The following is a 16,955-nucleotide window of genomic DNA, read 5'->3' on the forward strand; positions in this document are numbered from 1 at the left end:
GGGTAATTTGGCAGCTTTTTTAAATAGAAAAAATTTACTTCATTTCAATTAAATAAAAAGACCCGGTGCCATGTGCGGCTATTTTGCCATCAGGATTCATAATAGACGCTTCGAGAACCATCGTTTTGCGTCCCTTATGAAGAATGCAGGCAGTTGCAGTCATTTCTTCACCGGCTATCGCCTGTACAAAGTGCACATTGAGCTGGCTTGTTACTGCACCCATGCCTTCGGGAGCTAACTGATTCGCAAGCGCTCCCATCGCTGTGTCTAATAAAGTAGCAGACATACCCCCATGTACAATCCCTAAAGAATTATGCAAGGTACTTGAAACAGGAATTTTAACGGTACATGAATCCGAGTCCACATTCCTTTTCATATTCAGCAGAGCACTTGTGTAGGAGGTGTGTTTTTTGTTAATTTTATCATTCAATCCTGTAAGAATCTGTTTAAGAACGGTAAGGTCTTCCTGAGTACCGTCAGTCAATATTTTATTTGTTAATTGCTGTAAATCCTCTTTCATTAACTCTTGCTCCTCCTTAACCAATGTATCGTACTTATCATATCATAAAGCATAGAGGTGACCTAACAACGGGTCAGAGTCCCAATTACGGAGAGGAGAGCGGTCTTGATGGAAGAACGGGAAAAACGTCTGCAGGAATTTAAATCTTTTCTGGTGAAGAATCCGCATATTATACAAAAAGTACGCAAGAAAGAAAGCACCTGGCAGGACTTATTTGAAGAGTGGTATTTGTTTGGCGAAGATGATAAGAGGTGGAAAGCAGACAACGACAGCTCCGAATCTGCTCCATCCAAGCAATGGATTCATTCAATTAAAAATAAGCTGCAATCTCTGGACGATGATCAAATCGAGCAGTATGTAGAGCAGTGCAAGGATGCTTTGGAAATGGTGTCAGGACTGCTGTCCCAGTTTCAATCCCAGGCGTCAAAAAAAGGCGGACCTTCATCCGGTACTAAAAATGAATCCTATATGACATACTGGAAATAGAACTGCATAGCATAACACAGACTTCAGCTGAGAACAGAAAGAAAAATTTTCAACTTTTATCCTTTCGTGATAAAATACATTCACGGAGGTGGAAGGATGTTTGCTACCATAGAAGGAATTGAATTGCTGGATTCAGCAGATGAGTTAAGCAGAATGATTTTGTTTTCAGAGGACATTCAAAATTATTTAACTAAATATAAGCAGCTGCGTGGGGCTGATGAATCAATGGATAAAATAAACCGCTTTGCTAAACTTAAGGAACTTTATGAGGAAGTTCAGCGTTTTGGAAGATATCATCCCGATTACTCGAGAGTGATGAAAGAAATCAGGGAACGAAAAAGAGAAATGGATATGGATACTAACGTTGCGGAGTTTAGGATTGCAGAAAACAAAGTGCAAAGTCTTTTGGATGAAGTAAGTAAAATTATCGGGTATTCTGTATCCGAACACGTAAAAATCCCTACCGGAAACGCGTTTTTCGATTCCGGATCAAGCTGCAGCGGGGGCTGTGGATCCGGCGGGGGCTGCTCCTGTTCCGCATAATTCATATTAAAAACCCGTTGCTGTTTTCAGCAACGGGTTTTTTTGGTTAATTTATTCTGAATCAGTAGAAATAAGCTGAAGGGCAATGTCCGGACGATCCGTCACAAGACCATGCGCTCCATAACGGAGCAAGCGATCCATTGTTTCCACATCATTTACCGTCCAATATTCAACATGAACATTTAAAGAGTCCAGGAATTCTATAAATGATTGTGAATCCAACGGAATGACGCCGTGTTTGGTTGGGATTTGCAGCGCGTCAGCTTTTGGATAATAAAGATGGCCAAAACCACTTTTAAACAACGAAAAAGCTTTTTTGGCTTCATTTTCTCCAGCTCCGATTGCTACACGATCCTGGGCATAAAGAGAGAAGCGATCGATTTGTTCATCGTAAAAACTTGTGACAAGTACACGATCCTCCACTCCCATTTTTTCAATCAGCCGCCATACTTTAGAAGGCATTAAGCTTCCTTCGTATGTATCCGGATCTTCTTTCATATCAATATTAATTAAATGCTCAGGAAAAGCTTCGAGTAATTCTTTAAGCGTAATTATTTTTTCGCCTTTTCCACGATAGGTCTGTTTTCCTTGCAGGTCACGGAAATGAAAGCCCAGGTCAAAATCCTTCAGCTCATCCAGGGTGTAATCTGCAACTCTTCCTGCTCCGTCAGTTGTACGGTCAATAAATCTGTCATGAAAAACGACAAGCTGTTCATCTTTTGTAAGTCTTACATCGATTTCAAATCCATTTACACCGAGTTCAGCAGCATGTTTGAAAGCTGCCATCGAGCTTTCAGGAGCTAAATCTGCGCCTCCTCGGTGAGCATATATGCGAGGCTTCTCACCTTCGAAATATTTTTTTGCCGGTCTTTTTACCGGCTTGGAAGCCATCTTGGAACCAGCCCATAGAGCTGCTCCGGATGCTGCCAATGCCAAGCCTATATTTGTTTTTTTACCCATATTTTATCCCCCGTTTCATTATGTATCTTTTCTACCTTCATGGTAGCATGTTACCCTCTTCACAACAAATGTAACCTACTTAACCCGTTATTTAAAACGAATGCAGTCAGGACAGAGATTTCCGCAGCAAAACATTTTTTCCTGAGGAACATAGAAGCGGTGGCGAAAAACATATTCATCCTGGTTTTGCCGGACAGGCACTGTTTCAGCATGTAGCCGCTTGCCTCTCATAGCCCTTCCGGCATTTTTTCTGATTTCATAATGAAGTCGCTCTTTTTCGAGGCCGTCCACAGAAATATATAAAAAGGGGATTCCGGCGATTTTTTTCCACCGTACACCTGTAATTCCTTCTGTTTTGGAGAGTCTCTGTACAAAATCCTCCCATATTAGGTTGATATCCATCGCCGATGCTCCTTTTTGATATCATTGCCGATCATTGTTCACGTATGCTACAATTTAACATAAGAAAATCAGGTGAGGTAATGACTATGCTAATGGATCGACAAGGACTGATCGTATGGCTTCACAGCTTAAAGCATGCGAAAACGTTAAGAAGATTTGGAAACGTTCATTATGTTTCCAGAAAGATGAAATATGTACTATTATACTGCAATCAGAATGAAGTTGAAAAGCTTGCGGATAAATTGTCTAATTATTCATATGTAAAAAAAGTGGAGGTTTCCCAGCGGCCATTTGTTAAAACTGAATATGAAAATGCAAAGCCGGACAAAGCCAAGGAGTATGATTATAAAATGGGACTTTGATGTTCCTGACCGTAAGTTTTTATTGAAGATATGAGGTGGACCCTGCAGCAGGTGAACGCTTTTGCACCCGCCACTGTGAAAAGCATCGAACAAATTCAATGAGGCTGGAACAAGACTTGAAAAAGTTTAAAAATTAAGACATATTTATGAAAAGTATGAGGTGAGCGGAGCGGAAGGTGGCGACTCCTGAAGGACATGACGCTCGCTCTTTAGCCCCCGCAAGGCAAATCCTGAGGAGGGCTCAGCGCCGTACCTGCGGAAAGCATCCGCCTTAAGCGAAGTGAACCGGTAGTAGAGCTTGAGACATTTATGTCTCAAGCTCATTTTTCTTTTTTTACATAAATTGAGTTCAAATAACCTGATTATGACAGTGGACTGATATAGCGGTTCATGCGTAAAATACCGGTTAAGTACTGAAAAAACAGTTCTTTCTCAGCGAATCTGTCTGATGGTTGAACTTCCATCTCTATTAAAGACAGACCGGCCTCAGCAGCTGCTGATTGAACCAGTTCAAACCGTTTGTTGGGGGTATCATGAGGGTTGGGAATCCCTTCCCTGCAAATATACAGTGCCTGGAAGCTGCCTGGATCTGTCTTTTTCATGACTGCTACGACAGAAGTTACAGATTTTTCTTTTTTATTTGTATGAAGAGCAAGGATTCTCTCTATACGGTGTGTATTTGCTTTAACAATCTCCAAGAACTCGTATAAATCTGAATAGCCTTCTCCTAATTCGATAAATCGTTGAATCATCTTTTCACATCCTTTCGAACCTTTTTTATTTTACCATTGCCATCTTTTTTTAACACCTGTTCTTTAAAAAACGCAATAGCTTTGCCGTTTAAAATATGGTAGCATTATCTTCGACATAATGACTGAGTGGTGATGAAATGAGAATTATTTCTGGTGATAAAAAAGGGATTCAACTTAAAGCCGTACCAGGTTTAAATACCAGACCGACGACAGATAAAGTGAAGGAATCGATCTTTAATATGATCGGACCTTATTTTGATGGCGGTTTGGGACTGGACCTTTTTGCTGGAAGCGGCAGCCTGGGTCTTGAAGGGCTGAGCAGAGGGCTTGAAAAAGTAGTGTTTATCGATCGCGACCGGGACGCAATACATACAATTAAATTAAATATAGAGCGATTGGGATATACCGACCAGTCAGAGGTTTTCAGAAACGAGGCAGAAAGAGCGTTGAAAGCGGTTTCTAAACGTGAGCTTCAATTCAGCTGCATTTTTTTAGACCCTCCTTACCGGCTGCAGAAACTGGTGAGTCTATTGGAGAAAATAGATGAGAATAATCTGTTAAAGCAGAATGGGATTATTATGTGTGAGCACGGCTCTGAAGTAGAACTCCCGGAATCGGTTGGAACATTGGTTTGCAGCCGTAAAGAAGTATATGGCGTCACAGCAGTATCCATTTACAAGACACAAGGGTTTAACGACGAGGAGGAATAACGGGATGAAAAGCAGAGCAGTTTGCCCCGGCAGTTTTGATCCAATAACATATGGACATCTGGATATAATTTCACGAGGTGCAAAGGTTTTTGATGAACTTAGGATTGTCGTCTTGAATAATTCATCAAAAAAACCCGCCTTTTCAGTAGAAGAAAGAATACAATTAATTAAAGAAGTCACAGCGCATATACCGAATATTAAGGTGGATTCCTATCAGGGACTATTAGTAAATTACGCACGAGAAGTTGAAGCAAATGTTATTATCAGAGGACTGAGAGCGGTCTCTGACTTTGAATATGAGATGCAGATCACTTCGATGAACCGTGTTCTTCATGAGGAACTTGAAACGTTTTTTATTATGACAAATAATCAATATTCTTTCTTAAGTTCCAGCATAGTTAAAGAAGTGGCCAAGTACGGAGGGGACATTTCCGAGCTAGTGCCTCCTCAGGTTGAGAAAGCTCTGCAGCAAAAATACAGTTAAACAATAGAAAGAGCTTGAGACAAAAGTGTCTCAAGCTCTTTGAGCGGTTCGCTGCGCTTCAGGCATACGCTTTCCGTAAAGCGGCGCTGAGCCTCTCCAGGCCCTTGCCCTGGGGTAGTCTCAGCTTGCCGTCAAATCCTGCAGGAGTCGCACCCACCGCTCCGCTCACCTACTACTACTAAATATATCCTCATTTTGTAAACTTTTTCGAGTTTTATTCCAGCCTCTTTTGTTTTGCAGATTCTTTTAACATCTAATCCTGTTGATAACATCAATCACATTTACATGTAAATTACTAATTCTTTACCTCTCAAAGAGATAGAGAGAATATCGCTCCAGGTCTCATATTCGTTTATGGGCAGCATAAAACTGATTCAGGATGATAAAAATAGCGACCAGTATGCTGCCAATGCACAGGATAGGTCCAAATTCCATAAACCAGTCAAGTACCCCTGAATCCTGGTATACTTGAGAGATGGATACCTTTTCACTGAAGGAAGGAAGCCATGAAGCAGAGCGGTTCATCCAGGTAATTAAAAGCATAAAAATGATCGGAGAGATAAAAAGATGAGCGATTCGCGCAAAAAGAAATGGCTTATAGCTGATCGGTGACTGATGAATACAGGCAATGATTTGTGCATGGATACAAAACCCTCCGAACGAAATAATTGCCAGTACTGCGAGACAGCTAACCAGGATATTTTTCTCATCTTCTGCGACAGTTGCTGCGCCATTTGAAATTTCAAGAACCCCCAATAAAAATCCGCTAACCCAGTCTGTTGAAATCCCTGCAGTTAAACTGAGTTCCTTCAAAATGATTTCCGGCAGCACCAGGAAGTTGAATTTTAATGCTAACGTACTGATTACTGAAAATAGTATAATTAAACCACCTATTACCATCAGCTGCTGCACAGAAGAGGCCACTGCGTTTTGAAGAGCAGTACCGAAGGATAAGGGAGCACTTTTTACAACAGGATGCTCCGCTTCATTTATATCCTTTCTTTCTTTAATCATCCTTCCTGCAAAAATGCCTATGACAACGTTGCCTGCGTAATGAGCAATCAAAAGTAAAAGACCTGCTTGAGGAGTATGTAATAAGCCCGCAGACACCGCGCCGAGAATAAAGATTGGACTCGCTCCATTGGTAAAGCACACAAGACGCTGGGCATCCGATAAATTAAGCGCGCCTTGATTATATAATTTTACAGATAGTTTAGCGCCTACGGGGAAACCTGACGTAAATCCTAATAAGAGAACCATTGCACCTTTCCCCGAAACATTAAAAAGCGGCTTCATGACAGGCTGAACTATTTTTCCAATCTGGGACATCCAATTGGATTGAGGGAGAAGTTCAGCTACTATAAAAAATGGCAGCAATGAGGGAAAAATAATGGTCCACCAAAGCTCTAATCCTTTGATGGAAGCATCAAGTGACGCCTGAGGGTGTACAATAAGACCAAGCAAGCAAAAAAAGACTCCTGCTGAAAACAAATGAGGGTACAGACGCTGCGTCATAGGGTTGATCCTCTCTTTAAATCAGTTGCTTAGCGTTTACTGTTAAAACTAAAATGGATACGCTGCTTTTTTTATAAAGTATGTTTTTGCCATCATATTAGAACGTTCAACCGGGAGGGGAAGAAATGGAGCCTAAAATTGGCCTTGCACTGGGCTCAGGAGGCGCAAGGGGATTTGCACATCTTGGTGTATTAAAAGTGCTTCGAGATGATAACATCCCTGTTCATATGGTTGCAGGAAGCTCAATGGGCTCACTGGTAGGGGCAATGTATTGTGCCGGCCATGAACTTGAAGATCTTTACCGGCTTGCGCACACATTTAGAAGCAAGTTTTTTGTGGATTTGACCATTCCGAGAATGGGTTTTATTTCAGGAGAGAAAGTGAAACAATTTATTAAGCTGTTTACTCATCAAAAACATATTGAAGATTTGGACATTCCCCTGTCGATCGTAGCAACGGATATTGTCAAAGCGGAGCGGGTTGTGTTTACTAAGGGTCCAGTTGATGTGGCCGTCAGGTCGAGCATATCGGTGCCAGGCATCTTTGTCCCGGAAAAAGTAGATGGCAGGCTGCTGGTTGATGGAGGAGTAATTGACCGGGTCCCATCAAGTGTTGTCAGGGACATGGGTGCAGATATCGTAATAGGAGTAGACGTATCTCAAGTAAAAAGGAATGCTGAAATAAGTACAATTTATGATGTTATCATGCAAAGTATAGATATTTTACAATCTGAAGTGCTACGATATAAGCTGTCAACAGCAGATGTTTTAATGAGTCCGAAAGTGGAGCAGTTCGGGGGCAAAACGTTTCAGCAGGCTGCCGATATCATCCTGCTTGGCGAAGAAGAAGCAAGAAGAGCATTGCCTGCTATCCATCAGGCAATTGATCATTGGAAGGAGCGTCAAATGTTAAATGAAAAATAAAATATGGCTATGGATCCTGACTGTAACAGTTCTGGTTTTTGCAGTTGCTAGCTTTTATTCACTTCCTTATTACATTCAAAAACCAGGCAGCGCCTTTGCCCTTGATGATATTGTAGAAGTGGAAAAAGGTACGAGGAGCCAGGGAGACTTTTCTCTTATGACGGTATCCCAGGTTCAGGCGAATATCTTTGCTTACCTTTGGGCTAAGTTTGATGAGTATCAGGTTATATATCCTGTAAATCAAATCAGAAACCCTCATGAAAGTGATGAAGAATACTCAGTAAGACAACTGCATCTAATGGACAGTTCTGCTGTTCAGGCCATTGAAGTGGCGTTTAAGGAAGCGCAGGCAGACTATTCGTTTACCTACCGCGGCATATATATATTAAATGTATTTCCTGCCATGCCTGCTGAAGACGTACTTCGTGCTGGAGACAGAATTACGATGATCGATGGGAATGCGTTTGAGTCATCTGAAGAGTTTATTGACTATGTTAAAGATAAGCAGGAGGGAGAGGAAGTGTCGATCAGAGTGGACCGGAACGGACAGATAATAGAAGAAACCCTCCCGCTGAAAGCATTTCCTGAAGCACCGGAACAGGTTGGATTAGGAATATCTTTAGTGGATGACCGGACAATTGAAACCGATCCTGATGTTCATATTAATTCTGAAGATATTGGCGGACCTTCAGCAGGACTGATGTATTCGCTTGAAATATATGACCAATTGGTCGAAGAGGACCTGACAAAAGGCTACAGCATTGCAGGAACAGGTACCATTTCGAGTGATGGCGTGGTAGGAAGAATTGGCGGCATTGATCAGAAAGTAGTCGCAGCTGATAAACAGGGTATGGAATACTTCCTGGCACCGGATGATGAAATCCCTGAAGAAGTTATGGAAGAAAACCCTGATATTCTTACCAATTATGAATCAGCTGCAAAAACCGCAGAAGAGATTGAAACGACTATGGAAATTATCCCGGTAAAAACCTTTGAGGATGCTCTTAAATTTCTTGAAGAGCTGGAAGTGAAATCATAGACGTTCCTCCTTATCAAGGAGCCTGAGACATTATGTCTCAGGCTCCTCTTGCAGTTAATTGAATGAGCAGCAACGTTGAAAAGGAGCCTGATAAAGAGATTAACCAAAGATAATGGGCGGCTGTTTAAAATCACTGTCCATTAACTGCTGACGGGCTTTTCTGTTTTGTAATCCCATGGCGTACACTAAGCCAGCCCTGATATCGAGCCTCAGCAGCTGTTCATTTTCTTTTCCGATTCTGCTTATTAATGGCAAAGAAAATTGTTTTTTATGCTGCTGCAAGTAATTTCTTCCCTTCTCATTCATACCAAGCAGCCGAAGATAGGAAGGGGTAAGATGAGTGAAAATCTCCTCTTTCTTTGAGCCATTTAATAGGTGAGTAAGAATTCTTTGTATTCGTGTCCAGGTGTACCTCTTCGTTTTTACCGCTTCCATAAAAGAGTTGAAAGACTGGCAGCTTTTTGCCGCTTCCACTAATCTATATTGGATGCCTTCTTCCATTTCATAATAATTGCCCAGTTCCTGAGGTGATTTTGTTAAAATTAAATGCTGCAGGACCGGCCAGTAATGTGTCCACGAATGGAATTGTCCCGTTTGCTCATAATAGGCAGACAGCTCTTTGTAAGACGGGGCGGGCACATGGTCTTGTATGGCAGCAAGTGACGACTCTGAGATGGTTTTTCTGATGCTTGTCGCACTTGAAATTTTATTTTCATGGAGCAAAGGATCATGGTAGTCGGACGATTGACGTTTAATGGTATAGGGGCGGATCGCTGGAGCATATTGCTCAATTGCCTCCATATATTGAAGACCGAGCATGTTGTTAGGTTTGGATAAATCCAGCCGGTTTAATTGTCCTGAAGTTAAATCTTCATAGCTTTGCGCAACAGCTGAAGGGTAGCTCAGGCCTCTTTTGCTGTAGTACTGAATTTGATGGTCGAGTACTTCCTGGTTGTCTCTTCTCCATTTAACAGTGTCTACAAATGGCTTCACAGACCCATCTTCGCTGCCAAAACAAAGGGAAGAACAACCTATGGAATTTAAGAGCTGCACAGATCCTGCAGCAAAGTGTGTTGCATGCTGAACGGCATATGGAAACGGGAGCTCGATTACTATGTCAACACCTGATGCGAGTGCCATTCTGGTTCGTGACCATTTAGATGCGAGAGCGGGTTCGCCTCTTTGCAGAAAAGGACCGCTCATGACCGCAATTACTACATCATTGCCAGTTGATCTTCGTGATTCTGCTGCATGCAGCAAATGTCCGTTATGGAATGGATTGTATTCAACGACAATCCCTGTTGCTTTCATTTTAATCCCCCTGTTCATACCCTGCAGTAATTTACCCTTTATAGCAGGTTTCATTTAGGTTATAATAGCATTTGAGGCCGATGGGTGGAAGCATCGTTCTTTTTCTTGCAAATACTCTTTGCAGCGGGTCGCTTTAATTAAGAAATGTTTTCTGCATGGTGAATGAACCTTAATAAATCAGGTTTTAAACTATAGTATTAATTATGACATGTTGTAAAGAAAAAATCTTGACATTCCCTATACAAGGGAATATAATCAACTTTGTGCCTTGAGGTGATGACATATGAAATGGTCAATCATTCAATTACAAAAATTTCGTAACGAAGCGTTCCCAATAGACGAGACGATAGAATTAAAAGAATTGCCTGAACGCGATTCTGAGATAAGAGATGTAAGTCCTGTTCATATAACAGGGCGGGCAGATATTAGCTCATCTAAAATTACGTTTCATTTACACATTGAAGCAGTTTTAACGCTTCCTTGTGCGAGAACGCTTGTTGATGTTCCTTATCCTGTTTCTGTTGATACAACAGAAACCTTTCTGCTCAATTCTTCCCATGTGGAAGAAGACGGGCTTCATGAAGAAGTACATTTGCTTGATAGCGAAGTAGTGAATCTTGAATCTGTAATTGAGGAAATTCTTATTCTTCAGGTTCCGTTGCAGGTGTTCAGTGACAAAGCAATGGAAGATGAAGGCATGCTGAACGGCAAAGGCTGGGAAGTTGTCTCTGAAGAAGAACTGGAAGAAGAAAGAGAAAAGGAACAAAATGACCAGCCGAAGAAGGATCCACGTTTAGCTGATCTTGCGAAATTTTTCGACGAAAACAAAAATACGTAAAACATGAACCTTCTCAGATCGTTCATTTTACAATCACTCTCTATAAGGAGGTGGGAAACATGGCGGTACCATTTAGAAGAACATCAAAAACTGCAAAGAGAAAGCGTCGTACGCATTTCAAATTGTCAGTGCCAGGTATGGTAGAATGCTCTAACTGCGGAGAAATGAAGCTTTCTCACCGCGTGTGTAAAGCGTGCGGACAATATAAGGGCAAGGAAATCGTAAACAAATAATTGAACTGTACGCAGTTCGTGTAAGAAACCTGTATGAGAGGCCATGGCTCTTGTACAGGTTTTTTGCTTTTCATTTTGATCAGATGAGGAGCAAGTGAACAAAACACATTCTGAATTTCCCTCATTTGCTGGATTATATCTTTAATTGCTGCATGGTACAATAACACAGAACATGTAAAAAGGGGGAGCGGGACTTGGCTTTTAAAATCGAAAAAAAGGATGCTGTACTATTTTTTACAATTGATCGTCCTGAGAAAAAAAACGCAATAAATTATGAAGTGATGAGTGGATTGAAAAAGGCAATTGAGCAAGCTTCAGGAGATGATCAAATTAAAGCATTTGTGATCACCGGAAGCGGAGATGATGCATTTTGCTCAGGGGGAGATCTTCAGGCATTTCATTCATTAAAAACTTCACATGAAGCGCATGGCATGCTCTCTGAAATGGGAGAGATAGTATATGAGTTATCGACTCTTTCAAAAATAACAGTCGCACTAATAAATGGCACGGCTATAGGAGGAGGCTGCGAGATAGCTGCAGCCTGTGATTTTCGTATTGCCTACCCGGGGGTTAAGATGGGATTTATTCAAGCAAATTTGGCCATTACTACCGGCTGGGGAGGCGGAACTCTCCTTTACGAACGGCTGCAGGCAAGCCATGCATTGCACATTCTGACAACTGCAGAATTATACAGTGCAGAAGAATTAATGAATAAACGGTTTATCGACTATATCGTTCAGGAAAAGTCACTTGAAGCAGCGATTGGACAGCTGCAGCCCATTCTGTTAAAAAATGTGCACGTTCTTTCAGCATATAAGACAATGCTGATTGAAAAATGGAAAAGAGGAGACTTGCAAGAGAGGATGAAAATGGAAATTGAAGAATGCTCTCTGCTGTGGGAAAAAGAAGCTCATCATGAAGCGGTTGAAAGATTCTTAAACTCTTCTACTCGTAAAAACACGAAATCTTAAAATTTCGTGTTTTTTTGTGTCTATTTCCTATTGTTCTTGCATAGACTAAAAGTAGATTCAATATTACTAGGGGGTTAAAGAGATGACAAAACTTAGACAAGATGGCTGGACAGCAGAAGAAGACAAATGGCTGGAGGATGCGGTACTGTCACATATACGCAACGGAAGCACTCAATTAAGAGCCTTCGAAGAGATTGCCCAAAAAGTGAATCGTACTCCAGCCGCCTGCGGATTCAGATGGAACTCTTGTATACGTAAAGAATGCCAGCAGCAAATTGATCAAGCTAAAAAAGAAAGATATGCAAGCCGTAAAGCTTCATCTCCAGTCACTCCAGCGGCATCGGTAAAAACATCCGGTAATTGGTCAGCAGAAGAAATGACCACACAGCTTTCAAATTGGATCGAGCGGATTTCTTCCCATGATCATTCTATAGACTGGAAAGAAAAATACGTTAAAGCAGAACAAACACTAGAACATGTGAACAAAGAAAAAGAGAAGCTAGAAACAAAGATTCAGGGACTTGAAGAGGACTACAGGGCGCTGCTTTATCTAATAGAGAAAGCAAGAAAGCTTGGTGTTGAAGAAGGAAAAGAAGAAGCGTATGAAGCACCAGTATTTAAAATGGAGCCAAATGGAAACCTCTTCAGAATGAACCGGAACCCGGTAAGAGCGGAGCAAAGCGAAGCTGTGGATTTGTAGTCAAAAGAGAAACAAATAAAGAGGCTGGGACATAACTCAAAAGAATGTAAAAAATGAAGAAGTATTTATCAATAGTAAGAGGAAAGCGGAGCGGAAGGTGGCGACTCCTGCAGGACTTGACGGCAAGCTGAGACTTTACAGGGCCTTGCCCTGAAAAGGCTCAGCGCCGTCCCTGCGGAAAGCGTCCGCCTGAAGCGCAGCGAACCGGTCAAAGAGCTTGAGACACTTTTGTCCCAAGCTCTTTTATGCATCACAAAACTCTTAAGGCTTCAGCTTTCAATTGGATGATTAATTAGTGCTTTTGTTCCGTAACCCCTTCCGGATACCATACGAGTGGATTTTCACCGCGATCACGCTCCATGTCATACGTGACTTCTTCAAAGCCCATCTTCTTCCAGAAATCATGAGATTGAACTCTAGGATTTGTTTTTATTGGAAGACCAAAGCTCTTGGCGAATTCAACCATTTGAGCTCCGTACCCTTTTTTCTGGTAATCCGGCAGTACTTCCAGCTTCCATAGTTCCAAGTAGTCCTGAGCAGGTTCAAAATAAAAATCAAATCTCGCGTCTCTCCTGAATAAGTTCATTCTGGCAATCAGCTTGTTGCCCAGATAAATCCCGTAAAAAGGGGAATCGCTGTCATTTTCAACCATATTAGATTCAAGTTCTTCTTTCATGGAAAGCTCCTGCAATCCGACTTCCCTGAATTTATTAAATTCTTCCAGCGTTTTGTAATTAATGCGCAAATGTTCAACTTTAAATCCCATATCCTCACACCCCTTAAAAGCATTATGCTAAAAAATGATCATAAAAAATAATCACTTTTAACAATATTTTTCTTTATTATATAACAATGAAACAAAAAATTCTGCACATTTGAATAGAAAGCGTTTACAATAAGAGAAGAACTTGCTGTAATAGAGGAGTGAAAGGTTCTATGTTTTATAGAAAGGGGCAGACAGTGGTGAAAAAAATATTGATTGCAAATCGCGGAGAAATTGCCTTGCGCATTATTCGCACGTGTAAAAAAATGAACATCGAAACCATTGCAGTGTATTCAGAAGCAGATTCAGATCTGCCGTATGTAAAGCAAGCAGATTCTGCTTTTTTAATCGGTCCGCCTCCTGTTGCTCAATCCTACTTAAAAGCACAGGAGATCTTGGATATTGCGATAAAAGAAGGAGCCGATGCCATCCATCCCGGCTATGGTCTTTTATCTGAAAATGCTCAATTTGCAAAGATGACAGAGGATGCAGGCATCAGGTTTATTGGTCCGGATTCGGCTGTCATTGCAAGCATGGGAGATAAGATCAAAGCCAGAAACACGATGATTCAAGCTGGTGTACCGGTTGTTCCGGGTCAGGAAAGCAAGTCGGCTGATCTTGAATCTGCACTGGCATTCGCTCAAAAAGCAGGCTATCCTGTGATGCTGAAAGCAAGTAACGGCGGGGGCGGGGTTGGAATGGTTCACTGCAAGGATGAGCAAGCGCTCACTCAGCATTTTGAAAGCACAAAAAAGCGCTCTGAATCCTACTTTGGATCAGGCGATCTCTTTATTGAAAAATACATACCAAACGCCAGACATATAGAAGTACAAATTTTTGGGAGTGCTGATGGGGAAATTTATCATTTGTTTGAAAGAAACTGTTCGATTCAGCGAAGAAACCAGAAAATCATTGAAGAATCACCCTCTCCTAATCTGTCAGACGATGCCAGAGCGCATATCTTTAAAGTAGCAATCCAGGCAGCCAAAGCCGTTAACTACAAGAATGCAGGCACAATTGAAATGATTGTTGATGAAAATGAAAACGCGTATTTTCTCGAGATGAATACCAGGCTGCAGGTAGAGCATCCGGTCACAGAAATGATTACAGGAATTGATCTGGTAGAGTGGCAAATTCTGACTGCACAAAATATTCCTCTACCGGTATCGGATCAGCATCAGATTGGGGAGAAAGGACACGCAATTGAGTTTAGAGTGTACGCAGAGGATCCGGTAACATTTTATCCTTCACCAGGGGAAATTAACACAGCAACTTTTCCTGAAGGTGAAGGGGTCAGAATCGATCTAGGGTATGAACAGGGGAATAAAATTACCCCCTATTATGATCCGATGATTGCAAAAATAATTTTTAGCGACCAAACAAGAGAATCCTGTTTAAAGAAGGCTGAACATGCTTTAAATGAGGTTCAGATTGAAGGAGTTAAAACAAATATCCCGCTGTTTCAGCAAGTCCTTAAATCTGAGTCATTTAAACAGGGAAAATATCACACTCAGACGCTGGAACAGCTAAAAAAAGGAGAGAATTAATATGAAAGAGATCTATTCATCAATGGCAGGAACTGTATTTCAGGTATTAGCAGCAGAAGGAGATACCGTATCAAAAGGACAAACTGTGCTGGTTCTTGAATCAATGAAAATGGAGATTCCTGTGGATTCGGAGCATGACGGAACCTTGAAGGAAATAAAGGTAGCTGTAGGAGATTTCGTCAACGAGGGAGATATTTTAGCCGTATTAGCTTAGTTAGTAAAAGGGGGAAATCGTCGTGAACAATCAAACAGAAAATCAAAGCAGATTTGAAGAGGTCACCCATACTATAAAAAGAGGCGGCCATGAAAAATATCATGAAAAACAGGCGGCTGCCGGAAAGCTTTTTGTAAGAAAGCGCCTGGAATTGCTCTTAGATGAGGGTTCTCTACAGGAAGATGGACTTTTTGCCAACCAGGCAGCAGGCGATTTACCTGCAGATGGCGTTGTGACCGGAACGGGGAAAATAAGCGGAAGACCTGTTTGCTTTATGGCGAATGATTCGACTGTAAAAGCGGGTTCGTGGGGAGCGAGAACGGTTGAGAAAATCATCCGCATTCAGGAAACTGCTGAAAAGCTAATGATTCCTTTGCTTTATTTAGTGGATTCGGCGGGAGCGAGAATTACAGACCAGCTAGACATGTTTCCAAACCGCAGAGGAGCAGGCAGGATTTTTCATAACCAGGTTCGTTTATCCGGGTCCATTCCACAGGTTTGTCTGCTATTTGGACCATCAGCAGCAGGCGGTGCATACATACCTGCTTTTTGTGATGTTGTTATTATGGTAGAAGGGAACGCCTCGATGTATCTCGGATCTCCAAGAATGGCTGAAAAAGTGATTGGAGAAAAAGTATCCCTTGAAGAAATGGGCGGCGCACGAATGCATTGTTCCGTCAGCGGCTGCGGGGACATCCTGGCAGCAAATGAAGAAGAAGCCATAAAACAGGCTCAGGACTATTTAAGCTATATTCCATCTAATTTCAGCTCTGCGGTTCCGGTTTTTAAACAAAGCATACCGGCTTCTGAAAAAAAGTTATCAGAGTTGATTCCCCAAAATCAAAATGCTCCGTTTAACATGTACGACGCAATTGAGGCGCTTGTGGATGGAAAAAGCTTCTTTGAAATCAAAGGGCTGTTTGCACCTGAGCTGATAACAGGCTTTGCCAGGTTGGACGGAAAATCAGTTGGAATCATAGCGAACCAGCCAAAGGTAAAAGGCGGCGTTCTTTTTGTGGATTCAGCCGATAAAGGAGCAAAGTTTATTCAGTTATGCGATGCGTTCAATATACCTCTTCTCTTTTTGGCGGATGTTCCGGGCTTTATGATTGGGACAAAAGTTGAAAGGGCGGGGATTATCAGGCATGGAGCCAAGCTGATAGCAGCGATGAGTTCGGCTACTGTGCCTAAAATATCTGTTGTGGTCAGAAAAGCGTACGGCGCAGGCCTTTATGCAATGTCCGGACCCGCTTTTGAACCGGATTGCTGCATAGCACTCCCTACAGCTCAAATTGCCGTAATGGGACCTGAAGCTGCAGTAAATGCGGTCTACTCAAATAAAATCCAGGCAATAGAAGATCCTAAAGAGCGTATTGCCTATGTTCAGCAAAAACATCAGGAATACAAAGAAGAAATCGATGTTTACAAACTCGCGTCAGAGCTGATCATTGATGACATTGTAGAGCCCGATCAGCTGCGAAAAGAATTAATTACACGTTTTAACTTTTACTCGTCAAAAAGAATCGCACCAGCACCTAAAAAAAGATCAGTTAATCCTGTTTAATTAGCTCAAAACAGCAAGGAACTTTACATCCTCCTGTCGAATTATTCGTCAGAGGCGTAAAGTTCTTTTTTTAATGGATCATTTGGCTTTAAGACACTGTATCTCATATGAAATAGCA

At 41.7% G+C, this 16,955-nt stretch carries 21 protein-coding genes; 14 read left to right on the top strand and 7 right to left on the bottom strand.

The annotated features are described in order from the left end of the window. Positions 1 to 34 precede the first annotated feature (34 nt). Complete coding sequence (locus P6709_RS00335; protein WP_278238894.1) at positions 35 to 520, bottom strand: PaaI family thioesterase; 486 nt, start codon at positions 518 to 520, stop codon at positions 35 to 37. A gap of 108 nt (positions 521 to 628) precedes the next feature. Here P6709_RS00335 and ylbD point away from each other — a divergent pair, with 108 nt between their 5' ends. Together ylbD and P6709_RS00345 are read left to right on the top strand one after the other, a co-directional pair. Beyond that, the gene (ylbD, locus tag P6709_RS00340) at positions 629 to 1,006 is read left to right on the top strand and encodes a spore coat protein YlbD (protein WP_278238895.1); all 378 of its coding nucleotides are present in this window, start codon (positions 629 to 631) and stop codon (positions 1,004 to 1,006) included. Between the two features lie 96 nt (positions 1,007 to 1,102). Beyond that, a complete protein-coding gene (locus P6709_RS00345) occupies positions 1,103 to 1,549 on the top strand; it encodes a YlbF family regulator (RefSeq protein WP_278238896.1) in 447 nt (148 codons plus the stop codon). A 51-nt stretch (positions 1,550 to 1,600) separates the two neighbouring features. On the opposite strand, the gene P6709_RS00350 is transcribed toward P6709_RS00345, so the two are convergent. Then, positions 1,601 to 2,509, bottom strand: coding sequence for a glycerophosphodiester phosphodiesterase (locus tag P6709_RS00350; RefSeq protein WP_278238897.1), 909 nt, complete (start codon positions 2,507 to 2,509; stop codon positions 1,601 to 1,603). A gap of 87 nt (positions 2,510 to 2,596) precedes the next feature. Further along, positions 2,597 to 2,911, bottom strand: coding sequence for a hypothetical protein (locus P6709_RS00355; protein WP_278238898.1), 315 nt, complete (start codon positions 2,909 to 2,911; stop codon positions 2,597 to 2,599). An 86-nt stretch (positions 2,912 to 2,997) separates the two neighbouring features. Between P6709_RS00355 and P6709_RS00360 the strand changes: the two genes are divergently transcribed. Next, a complete protein-coding gene (locus tag P6709_RS00360; protein WP_278238899.1) occupies positions 2,998 to 3,273 on the top strand; it encodes a YlbG family protein in 276 nt (91 codons plus the stop codon). Positions 3,274 to 3,635: 362 nt separating this feature from the next. Here the strand turns inward: P6709_RS00360 and P6709_RS00365 are convergent, their stop codons facing one another. Next, positions 3,636 to 4,025: a DUF7147 family protein gene (locus tag P6709_RS00365; protein ID WP_278238900.1), complete on the bottom strand. Its 390-nt coding sequence runs from the start codon at positions 4,023 to 4,025 to the stop codon at positions 3,636 to 3,638. Between the two features lie 137 nt (positions 4,026 to 4,162). On the opposite strand from P6709_RS00365, the gene rsmD reads away from it, so the two are divergent. Beyond that, on the top strand, positions 4,163 to 4,735 hold the full coding sequence (gene rsmD / locus P6709_RS00370; RefSeq protein ID WP_278238901.1) for a 16S rRNA (guanine(966)-N(2))-methyltransferase RsmD: 573 nt from the start codon (positions 4,163 to 4,165) through the stop codon (positions 4,733 to 4,735). 4 nt (positions 4,736 to 4,739) lie between these two features. Next, positions 4,740 to 5,219 carry a pantetheine-phosphate adenylyltransferase gene (gene coaD / locus P6709_RS00375; protein WP_278238902.1) on the top strand — a complete coding sequence of 160 codons (480 nt, stop codon included), beginning with the start codon at positions 4,740 to 4,742 and terminating at the stop codon, positions 5,217 to 5,219. A gap of 342 nt (positions 5,220 to 5,561) precedes the next feature. Here the strand turns inward: coaD and P6709_RS00380 are convergent, their stop codons facing one another. Next, positions 5,562 to 6,734, bottom strand: a complete 1,173-nt coding sequence (locus P6709_RS00380; RefSeq protein ID WP_278238903.1) for a nucleoside recognition domain-containing protein — start codon at positions 6,732 to 6,734, stop codon at positions 5,562 to 5,564. A gap of 125 nt (positions 6,735 to 6,859) precedes the next feature. Here P6709_RS00380 and P6709_RS00385 point away from each other — a divergent pair, with 125 nt between their 5' ends. Both P6709_RS00385 and P6709_RS00390 read left to right on the top strand, forming a co-directional pair. Next, positions 6,860 to 7,657 (top strand): patatin-like phospholipase family protein, encoded by a 798-nt coding sequence (locus P6709_RS00385; protein WP_278238904.1) that lies wholly within the window; start codon positions 6,860 to 6,862, stop codon positions 7,655 to 7,657. Then, on the top strand, positions 7,647 to 8,696 hold the full coding sequence (locus tag P6709_RS00390) for a SepM family pheromone-processing serine protease (RefSeq protein ID WP_278238905.1): 1,050 nt from the start codon (positions 7,647 to 7,649) through the stop codon (positions 8,694 to 8,696). Before P6709_RS00385 ends, P6709_RS00390 begins: the two co-directional genes overlap by 11 nt. Positions 8,697 to 8,795: 99 nt before the next feature. On the opposite strand, the gene P6709_RS00395 is transcribed toward P6709_RS00390, so the two are convergent. Beyond that, positions 8,796 to 10,007, bottom strand: a complete 1,212-nt coding sequence (locus P6709_RS00395) for a nucleotidyltransferase (RefSeq protein WP_278238906.1) — start codon at positions 10,005 to 10,007, stop codon at positions 8,796 to 8,798. A gap of 283 nt (positions 10,008 to 10,290) precedes the next feature. Between P6709_RS00395 and P6709_RS00400 the strand changes: the two genes are divergently transcribed. The 4 genes from P6709_RS00400 to P6709_RS00415 all read left to right on the top strand — a co-directional run bounded on the left by P6709_RS00400 (position 10,291) and on the right by P6709_RS00415 (position 12,749). Then, complete coding sequence (locus P6709_RS00400; RefSeq protein WP_278238907.1) at positions 10,291 to 10,845, top strand: YceD family protein; 555 nt, start codon at positions 10,291 to 10,293, stop codon at positions 10,843 to 10,845. A gap of 59 nt (positions 10,846 to 10,904) precedes the next feature. Further along, positions 10,905 to 11,078, top strand: a complete 174-nt coding sequence (gene rpmF / locus P6709_RS00405) for a 50S ribosomal protein L32 (RefSeq protein WP_278238908.1) — start codon at positions 10,905 to 10,907, stop codon at positions 11,076 to 11,078. A 194-nt stretch (positions 11,079 to 11,272) separates the two neighbouring features. Beyond that, positions 11,273 to 12,049 (top strand): enoyl-CoA hydratase/isomerase family protein, encoded by a 777-nt coding sequence (locus P6709_RS00410; protein WP_278238909.1) that lies wholly within the window; start codon positions 11,273 to 11,275, stop codon positions 12,047 to 12,049. 82 nt (positions 12,050 to 12,131) lie between these two features. Further along, on the top strand, positions 12,132 to 12,749 hold the full coding sequence (locus P6709_RS00415) for an RsfA family transcriptional regulator (protein WP_278238910.1): 618 nt from the start codon (positions 12,132 to 12,134) through the stop codon (positions 12,747 to 12,749). Positions 12,750 to 13,041: 292 nt separating this feature from the next. Here the strand turns inward: P6709_RS00415 and P6709_RS00420 are convergent, their stop codons facing one another. After that, positions 13,042 to 13,515, bottom strand: a complete 474-nt coding sequence (locus P6709_RS00420) for an N-acetyltransferase (protein ID WP_278238911.1) — start codon at positions 13,513 to 13,515, stop codon at positions 13,042 to 13,044. Positions 13,516 to 13,712: 197 nt separating this feature from the next. Here P6709_RS00420 and P6709_RS00425 point away from each other — a divergent pair, with 197 nt between their 5' ends. The 3 genes from P6709_RS00425 to P6709_RS00435 are packed head-to-tail and all read left to right on the top strand — an operon-like array spanning position 13,713 to position 16,837. After that, positions 13,713 to 15,059, top strand: a complete 1,347-nt coding sequence (locus P6709_RS00425; RefSeq protein ID WP_278239775.1) for an acetyl-CoA carboxylase biotin carboxylase subunit — start codon at positions 13,713 to 13,715, stop codon at positions 15,057 to 15,059. 1 nt (position 15,060) lies between these two features. Continuing rightward, the gene (locus P6709_RS00430; RefSeq protein ID WP_278238912.1) at positions 15,061 to 15,273 is read left to right on the top strand and encodes an acetyl-CoA carboxylase biotin carboxyl carrier protein subunit; all 213 of its coding nucleotides are present in this window, start codon (positions 15,061 to 15,063) and stop codon (positions 15,271 to 15,273) included. A gap of 22 nt (positions 15,274 to 15,295) precedes the next feature. Then, a complete protein-coding gene (locus tag P6709_RS00435; protein WP_278238913.1) occupies positions 15,296 to 16,837 on the top strand; it encodes an acyl-CoA carboxylase subunit beta in 1,542 nt (513 codons plus the stop codon). Positions 16,838 to 16,955: the final 118 nt, after the last annotated feature.

The sequence above is a fragment of the Jeotgalibacillus sp. ET6 genome, from assembly GCF_029667115.1.
Lineage (GTDB): Bacteria > Bacillota > Bacilli > Bacillales > Jeotgalibacillaceae > Jeotgalibacillus.

Bases quoted from the DNA above. Each gene is read 5' to 3' on its own strand.
- P6709_RS00350 (WP_278238897.1), bottom strand. From the start codon at position 2,509: ATGGGTAAAAAAACAAATATAGGCTTGGCATTGGCAGCATCCGGAGCA.
- P6709_RS00415 (WP_278238910.1), top strand. From the start codon at position 12,132: ATGACAAAACTTAGACAAGATGGCTGGACAGCAGAAGAAGACAAATGG.
- ylbD (WP_278238895.1), top strand. From the start codon at position 629: ATGGAAGAACGGGAAAAACGTCTGCAGGAATTTAAATCTTTTCTGGTG.
- rpmF (WP_278238908.1), top strand. From the start codon at position 10,905: ATGGCGGTACCATTTAGAAGAACATCAAAAACTGCAAAGAGAAAGCGT.
- P6709_RS00345 (WP_278238896.1), top strand. From the start codon at position 1,103: ATGTTTGCTACCATAGAAGGAATTGAATTGCTGGATTCAGCAGATGAG.
- coaD (WP_278238902.1), top strand. From the start codon at position 4,740: ATGAAAAGCAGAGCAGTTTGCCCCGGCAGTTTTGATCCAATAACATAT.
- P6709_RS00395 (WP_278238906.1), bottom strand. From the start codon at position 10,007: ATGAAAGCAACAGGGATTGTCGTTGAATACAATCCATTCCATAACGGA.
- P6709_RS00380 (WP_278238903.1), bottom strand. From the start codon at position 6,734: ATGACGCAGCGTCTGTACCCTCATTTGTTTTCAGCAGGAGTCTTTTTT.
- P6709_RS00335 (WP_278238894.1), bottom strand. From the start codon at position 520: ATGAAAGAGGATTTACAGCAATTAACAAATAAAATATTGACTGACGGT.
- P6709_RS00420 (WP_278238911.1), bottom strand. From the start codon at position 13,515: ATGGGATTTAAAGTTGAACATTTGCGCATTAATTACAAAACGCTGGAA.
- P6709_RS00400 (WP_278238907.1), top strand. From the start codon at position 10,291: ATGAAATGGTCAATCATTCAATTACAAAAATTTCGTAACGAAGCGTTC.
- P6709_RS00365 (WP_278238900.1), bottom strand. From the start codon at position 4,025: ATGATTCAACGATTTATCGAATTAGGAGAAGGCTATTCAGATTTATAC.
- P6709_RS00385 (WP_278238904.1), top strand. From the start codon at position 6,860: ATGGAGCCTAAAATTGGCCTTGCACTGGGCTCAGGAGGCGCAAGGGGA.
- rsmD (WP_278238901.1), top strand. From the start codon at position 4,163: ATGAGAATTATTTCTGGTGATAAAAAAGGGATTCAACTTAAAGCCGTA.
- P6709_RS00430 (WP_278238912.1), top strand. From the start codon at position 15,061: ATGAAAGAGATCTATTCATCAATGGCAGGAACTGTATTTCAGGTATTA.
- P6709_RS00355 (WP_278238898.1), bottom strand. From the start codon at position 2,911: ATGGATATCAACCTAATATGGGAGGATTTTGTACAGAGACTCTCCAAA.
- P6709_RS00390 (WP_278238905.1), top strand. From the start codon at position 7,647: ATGAAAAATAAAATATGGCTATGGATCCTGACTGTAACAGTTCTGGTT.
- P6709_RS00360 (WP_278238899.1), top strand. From the start codon at position 2,998: ATGCTAATGGATCGACAAGGACTGATCGTATGGCTTCACAGCTTAAAG.